7 protein-coding genes are annotated in these 6,460 nt (G+C 72.4%); 1 reads left to right on the top strand and 6 read right to left on the bottom strand.

Annotated features, from left to right (window positions below; all coding sequences use genetic code 11):
• Positions 1 to 80 precede the first annotated feature (80 nt).
• The 6 genes from rlmB to ACFU6K_RS27840 form a co-directional block, all read right to left on the bottom strand.
• Positions 81 to 1,073: a 23S rRNA (guanosine(2251)-2'-O)-methyltransferase RlmB gene (gene rlmB / locus ACFU6K_RS27865; protein ID WP_380667516.1), complete on the bottom strand. Its 993-nt coding sequence runs from the start codon at positions 1,071 to 1,073 to the stop codon at positions 81 to 83.
• Positions 1,074 to 1,210: 137 nt separating this feature from the next.
• A complete protein-coding gene (gene cysS, locus ACFU6K_RS27860) occupies positions 1,211 to 2,605 on the bottom strand; it encodes a cysteine--tRNA ligase (RefSeq protein WP_380667514.1) in 1,395 nt (464 codons plus the stop codon).
• A gap of 95 nt (positions 2,606 to 2,700) precedes the next feature.
• Positions 2,701 to 3,093, bottom strand: coding sequence for a PPOX class F420-dependent oxidoreductase (locus tag ACFU6K_RS27855; protein ID WP_380667512.1), 393 nt, complete (start codon positions 3,091 to 3,093; stop codon positions 2,701 to 2,703).
• Between the two features lie 141 nt (positions 3,094 to 3,234).
• Positions 3,235 to 3,735 (bottom strand): 2-C-methyl-D-erythritol 2,4-cyclodiphosphate synthase, encoded by a 501-nt coding sequence (gene ispF, locus ACFU6K_RS27850; protein ID WP_049657183.1) that lies wholly within the window; start codon positions 3,733 to 3,735, stop codon positions 3,235 to 3,237.
• A complete protein-coding gene (ispD, locus tag ACFU6K_RS27845; RefSeq protein ID WP_074001725.1) occupies positions 3,725 to 4,480 on the bottom strand; it encodes a 2-C-methyl-D-erythritol 4-phosphate cytidylyltransferase in 756 nt (251 codons plus the stop codon). Before ispD ends, ispF begins: the two co-directional genes overlap by 11 nt.
• 308 nt (positions 4,481 to 4,788) lie before the next feature.
• Entirely contained in the window at positions 4,789 to 5,271 is a 483-nt protein-coding gene (locus tag ACFU6K_RS27840; RefSeq protein WP_014136563.1) for a CarD family transcriptional regulator, read from the bottom strand.
• 450 nt (positions 5,272 to 5,721) lie between these two features.
• On the opposite strand from ACFU6K_RS27840, the gene ACFU6K_RS27835 reads away from it, so the two are divergent.
• A complete protein-coding gene (locus tag ACFU6K_RS27835) occupies positions 5,722 to 6,405 on the top strand; it encodes a DUF461 domain-containing protein (protein ID WP_380667509.1) in 684 nt (227 codons plus the stop codon).
• Positions 6,406 to 6,460 lie beyond the last annotated feature (55 nt).

Raw genomic sequence — 6,460 nt, 5'->3', positions numbered from 1 at the left:
GGCCCGGTCGGGGCCCGATCGCCTTCACTCGGATTGCGGGGAATTCGGAAGATCTCCTGCGCGCCGCGACCCGGCCGTGCTCAGCGCTTGGCGCGCAGTCGCGCGGCCTCGTACAGCACGATGCCCGCCGCGACACCGGCGTTCAGCGACTCGGTCAGGCCGGACATCGGGATCCGGACCCGCATGTCGCAGGTCTCCGAGACCAGCCGGGACAGGCCCTTGCCCTCGCTGCCCGCGACGATCACGACCGGGCCGGTCAGCAGCTCCAGGTCGCCGATCTCGGCCTCGCCGTCGGCGGCCAGGCCGACCACCATCAGACCGGCCTTCTGGTAGGCCTCCAGGGTGCGGGTCATGTTGGTGGCCCGGGCGACGGGCAGCCGGGCCGCGGCACCGGAGGAGGTCTTCCAGGCACCGGCGGTCATGCCGGCCGCGCGGCGCTCGGGGATGACCACGCCGTGCGCGCCGAAGGCGGCGGCCGAGCGGACCACGGCGCCCAGGTTGCGCGAGTCGGTCACGCCGTCCAGCGCGATGATCAGCGCGTCCTGACCGGCGTCGGCGGCGTCCGCCAGCAGGTCGTCGGGGTGCGCGTACTCGTACGGCGGCACCTGGAGCACCAGGCCCTGGTGGTTCATCCCGCCGGTCATCTGGTCCAGCTGGGGCCGCGGGGCCTCCATCAGCGGGATGCCGCGGTCGTTGGCGGCCTGGAAGGCGTCGCGGACCCGGTCGTCGGTGTCGATGAACTGCTGGACGTACAGCGCGTTGGCCGGGACGTCGCCCTGCAGGGCCTCGACCACCGAGTTGCGGCCGAAGACCAGCTCGGCGCTGCCCGCGCCGCCGCGGCCACCGCGGCCACCGCCGCCGGCCCGGCGCATGCCGGCCCGGGCCTTGGCGTCCCGCTCGCGCTTGAGCGCGGCGTTGGCGGCGCGCTGCTTCGGGTGGCCCTTGCGCTCCGCACCGGGCGGCGTCGGGCCCTTGCCCTGGAGCGCCTTCCGGCTGTGGCCGCCGGTACCGACAGACGCGCCCTTCTTCGATCCGGGGTTGCGACGGTTCCTGCGTGCACTGTTGCCGGCCATGGCTGTACTTCCTGTCTGTCCGGCATGCCCCGGCCGTCCCGGTCTGCCCGGTGGCGGCCGACGGCATGCGCTACGTCATGCGGGAGGGCCGCACCGGTCCGGTACGGCCCACCCATCACCCCGATCGTCGGATGGGGTTACTGGCTGTTGATCGTCCAGCGCGGGCCGGACGGGGTGTCCTCGATGGCCAGCCCGGCGAGGCCGAGCTGGTCGCGGATGGCATCCGCGGTGGCGAAGTCCTTGCGCTCGCGCGCGGCCTGCCGCTGGTCCAGGACCAGACGGACCAACGAGTCGACCACGCCGTGGAGGTCCTCGCCGCGCTCCGTCCCGGCCCAGTGCGGGTCGAGCGGGTCGAGGCCCAGTACACCGAGCATCGCACGGACCTCGGCCAGTCGCGCCACCACGCTCTCCTTGTCGTCCGCGTTCAGGGCGCTGTTGCCCTGGCGGACGGCGGTGTGCACGACGGCCAGCGCCTGCGGCACGCCGAAGTCGTCGTCCATCGCCTCGGCGAAGGCCGGCGGCACCTCGGGCGCCGCGTCGACCGTGCCGCAGCGCTCGACGGCGCGCTGGATGAAGCCCTCGATCCGGCCGAAGCCGGCCTCGGCCTCGCGCAGCGACTCCTCGCTGTACTCGATCATCGAGCGGTAGTGCGGGGCCGCCAGGTAGTAGCGGAGCACGATCGGCCGCCACGCCCGGACCATCTCGGAGACCAGCACCGAGTTGCCCAGCGACTTGCTCATCTTCTCGCCGGCCATGGTGACCCAGGCGTTGTGCACCCAGAAGCCGGCGAAGTCGTCGCCGTAGGCCTTGGACTGGGCGATCTCGTTCTCGTGGTGCGGGAAGATCAGGTCCAGCCCGCCGCCGTGGATGTCGAAGGCCGCGCCCAGGTACTTGTGGGCCATCGCCGAGCACTCCAGGTGCCAGCCCGGACGGCCGCGGCCCCACGGGGTCTCCCAGCTCGGCTCGCCCGGCTTGGCGGCCTTCCACATCGCGAAGTCGCGCTGGTCCCGCTTGCCCGTCTCGCCCTCGCCCTCGGGCTGGCGCAGGTCGTCCAGCTTCTGGTTGGAGAGCGCCAGGTAGTCGGGGTACGACCGCACGTCGAAGTAGACGTTGCCGTCGGCCGCGTAGGCGTGGCCCTTCTCGATGAGCCCCTGCATCATCGAGATCATCTCGGGGATGTGCCCGGTGGCCCGCGGCTCGACCGTCGGCCGCAGGCAGCCGAGCGCGTCGTAGCCGTCGTTGAAGGCGCGCTCGTTCTCGTAGGCGATCTGCCACCACGGCGTGCCGAGCTCGCGCTCCTTGGCGATGATCTTGTCGTCGATGTCGGTGACGTTCCGGGCGAAGGTCACCTGGTAGCCGCGGTAGGCGAACCACCGCTGCATGAGGTCGAAGTTGAGGTACGACCGGATGTGCCCGATGTGTGGCGCCGACTGAACGGTAGCGCCGCACAGGTAGATCGAGACACAACCCGGTACAAGCGGGACGAAGTCGCGTACCTGGCGGGTGCTGGTGTCGTACAGACGAATGCTCACAGCGTCAAGCGTAGTGGGCACCGGGGGGTGCCCCGCCACATTCCCCGGGACAACGGGGGCGTGATCCCGGGGAAACGGCGGGACTCGGACGGGACTCAGATGTTGCCGAGCACCTTGTGCGGGGAGATCCGGACGACCACCCGGACCGCCTCCGGGCCGTCGAAGGTGTAGTCCTTGCCCAGGTACTTGTGGGACAGCTCGTCGATCAGCGCCCGGCCGCCCTCGGTGGTCATCGTCGCCTCACCGCGCGCCTCGAAGTACTCGTACGGGTTGTCCTTGTCGTTGATGACGAGGGACACCCTCGGGTCCCGGAGCAGGTTGAGGTGCTTCCGGCGGCCCTCGACGGTGGAGAACAGGATGTCGTCGCCGTCCCGCTTGACCCAGACCACGGAGGCCTGCGGGCCCCCGTCGGGCTGGATGGTGGAGACCACGGCGAAGCTCGTGCTGTCGAGCAGTTCCTTGACCTTGTCCGCAAGTTCGACACCCATCGGAAACCCCTTCACGTCGGTGTTCGGCCCGAGCGGAAGCCCCGTACGGGCCCGAGCCGAACACTAGCGACTCGGGCCCCGGGAACACCCGGTGAACACCCGTCAGGTCGGGGTTGTTCCCACCCGCTCACCGCGACCGGCTCAACGCCGTTCGTACACCAGGGCGGTGGCGATCGCGGCCAGGCCCTCGGCCCGGCCGGTCAGCCCCAGCCCGTCGGTGGTGGTGCCGGAGACGGACACCGGCGCGCCGACCGCCTCGGACAGCGCGGCCTGCGCCTCGGCCCGCCGCTTGCCGATCTTCGGCCGCACACCGATCACCTGGACCGCCACGTTGCCGATCTCGAAGCCGGCCTCGCGGACCAGCCGGGCCGCCTCGCCGAGCAGCTTCGCCCCGGACGCGCCGGCCCACTCCGGGCGGTCGGTGCCGAAGTGGGCGCCCAGGTCGCCGATCCCGGCGGCCGAGAACAGCGCGTCGCAGGCGGCGTGCGCGGCGACGTCGGCGTCCGAGTGCCCGGAGAGGCCGACCTCGGCGTCCGGCCAGTCCAGCCCGGCCACCCGGAGCGGGCGGCCGGCCTCGAAGGCGTGCACGTCGGTGCCGATCCCCACGCGGGGGATCACGGGGGTCTGCGGGTCAGTAGGCATCGGCGGCCCTCCTGCGGGCGAGTACGGCCTCGGCGAGCACGAGGTCCAGTGGACGGGTGACCTTGAACGCCTCCTCGTGGCCGGGCACCACGACGACCCGGCCGCCGTAGCGCTCCACCAGGCCGGCGTCGTCGGTGACCGGGGGCGCGTCGGCGGTGCCCGCGCTCTCCTCGGCCAGCGCCTTGGCGTGCACCTCGACCAGGGTGGCGCGGTCGAAACCCTGCGGGGTCTGCACCGCGCGCAGGGTGGCGCGCTCGGGCGTGTCGAGCACCGGCTCGGGGCCGCCCGGGTTCGGCTCGACCCGCTTCACCGTGTCGGCCAGCGGCACCGCGGGCACCACCGCCCGCGCCCCGGCCCGGACGGCGGCCGCGACGGCGTCCACCACCTCGACCGGGACCAGCGGGCGGGCCGCGTCGTGCACCAGCACGATCCCGACCTCGTCCGGGATCGCGGCCAGGCCCAGCCGGACCGACTCCTGGCGGGTCGCCCCGCCGGCCACCACCCGGATGTCCTTGTCGTCCAGCCCGTGGCTGTCCAGCAGGGCGACCACCTCGGCCACCCCGTCGGCGGGCGCGGCGACCACGACCAGGCCGACCGCCCGGCTGCGGGCCAGGGCCCGGACGGCGTGCACCAGGAGCGGCACGCCCCCCAGTTCCCGCAGGGCCTTCGGGGCCCCGGGCCCCAGCCGCTCACCCCGTCCGGCGGCGGGCACCACTGCTGCTGCGACTGCTCCTGACGCGTTCAGGTTTCACTCCTTCGGCGAAGTGGGTATGGCCATGGCGTGCCCGGCGGGCGCACCGGGCCCCTTCCGAAGAACCACGGTCCACCGTCCGCCGCACAGCTCCGCAAGTTCCGCGCAACGGTTCCGCGCAAGAACGGGTGCGGAAACGGTCTTGCAGGCCTGGGCAGGCTCGGGCAGGTGGCGTGGTCCGGACATGCCTCAGCGCCCGGAGTGCCACTGCACCACTCCCGGACGGTTCGTCCGAGGAGTGGCGCGCCGGCACCGGGCGCTGTGAGCGTTGGGCGGCAGCCCGACCGCACTGCGGTGGCGCGCTACGAGGCGAGGACCTCGTCGAGCAGCGTCTCCGCCTTGTCCTCGTTGGTGTTCTCCGCCAGCGCGAGCTCGCTGACGAGGATCTGGCGCGCCTTCGCGAGCATCCGCTTCTCGCCGGCCGAGAGGCCGCGCTCGCGCTCGCGGCGCCACAGGTCGCGGACGACCTCGGCGACCTTGATGACATCACCCGAGGCGAGCTTCTCCAGGTTCGCCTTGTAGCGACGGGACCAGTTGGTCGGCTCTTCCGTGTACGGTGCCCGCAGCACCTCGAAGACCCGGTCCAGACCCTCCTGGCCGACTACATCGCGCACGCCGACGAACTCCGCGTTCTCGGCGGGCACGCGGAGCGTCAGGTCTCCCTGCTGCACCTTGAGCACCAGGTAGGTCTTGTCCACACCTTTGATCTGGCGAGTTTCGATGGCCTCGATCAGCGCGGCCCCGTGATGGGGGTAGACCACCGTGTCGCCAACCTTGAACGTCATGTGACAGGACCCCTTCCGTGGCTTTCCAGAATAACACGCTTCTCGGCCCACCCGAAGGGCGTTTTCGCAGGTCAGGGCCGGTCTCGGGGCTTGACAAGGACCCCCATGACGTGCTGCGACCGGTGTTCGAGAGGGGCTTCCCGCAGGTCGGAGGCGGTTCCGGGGTTCGGCGAAACCCTTGCGCAACACCCCCGCAACCATGATTGGATCTTGAGCTTTCACCCCTTTTCGAGTCGCGGCCGAATCGTTATTCGATCTTGGTCGAACCTTGTCCTCCACGTGACCCGGACATGTCGACGTACCGCCGGACGCACCCCCGGCGTACGGCCGGACGGCCCCCGGCGGCCCCCGGGAGTGCGACACGGGGACCACCCCGTGAGGAGCGCATAAGCGAGGTCGATAATCTGAGACCTGACCACCCGACACGTGACCTAGGGAGAAGCCGCCGCCGTGAGCCGCAGCCTTCGACGCGGCAGCATCGCCGCCCTCGCCGCCATCGCCATCGCCTCGCTGTCCTCCTGCGCCGCCGGCAACACGCCGGACACCCTGCAGATCAAGCCGGACAACGCGGCGGCGACCCTCGGGACGACCCTCCGGCTGAACAACATCGTGGTCGTCACCGGGGAGGGCGCCGCGGGCGACCACACCGGTCCCGCCAACGTGGTCGTGAACATCGCGAACACCGCGGACGCCCCGGCCGAGCTCCAGTCCGTCACCGTCGGCGGTGCCACCACCACCTTCGCGGACGCCGCCGGCGCTCCGCTGTCCGGCATCGTCGTCCCGGCCCGCGGCGCGGTGGTGATCGGCGGCCAGGGCAACCCGTCCGCCACCGCCGCCTCCGCGACCGTCCACGTCGGCGGCTTCGCCCCGACCGTGTTCACCTTCAAGGACGGCCAGAAGGTCGAGGCCCAGGCCGCCGTGAGCCCGGACTCGGGCGAGAACGGCCGCGGCCTCTACAAGGGCTTCGGTCCGACCCCCTCGCCGACCGCGACCCCGGCCAAGACCACCGCTCCCGGTGCCGCCACCCCCGGCGCCACCACCCCGGCCCCCGGCGCCACCACCCCGGGCGCGCCGGCCACCGGTGCCGCCGTCCCGGCCGGCACCACCGCCCCGGCCGTCCCGGCCGCGCACTGACGCCGCACCCCGCCCCCGGCGGGCCCGCCCGGGCCCGCCGGAGCGACACGAAGGC

The organism is Kitasatospora sp. NPDC057512 (assembly GCF_042802135.1).
Taxonomy (GTDB): Bacteria; Actinomycetota; Actinomycetes; order Streptomycetales; family Streptomycetaceae; genus Kitasatospora.
The sequence above is the reverse complement of the archived record's forward strand: the minus strand, read 5'-3'. Positions and strand labels throughout refer to the sequence as shown.

What these genes read in the sequence shown, in the direction of transcription:
- rlmB (WP_380667516.1), bottom strand. Translation starts at nt 1,073, where the DNA reads ATGGCCGGCAACAGTGCACGCAGGAACCGTCGCAACCCCGGATCGAAG.
- ACFU6K_RS27855 (WP_380667512.1), bottom strand. Translation starts at nt 3,093, where the DNA reads ATGGGTGTCGAACTTGCGGACAAGGTCAAGGAACTGCTCGACAGCACG.
- ispF (WP_049657183.1), bottom strand. Translation starts at nt 3,735, where the DNA reads ATGCCTACTGACCCGCAGACCCCCGTGATCCCCCGCGTGGGGATCGGC.
- ACFU6K_RS27840 (WP_014136563.1), bottom strand. Translation starts at nt 5,271, where the DNA reads ATGACGTTCAAGGTTGGCGACACGGTGGTCTACCCCCATCACGGGGCC.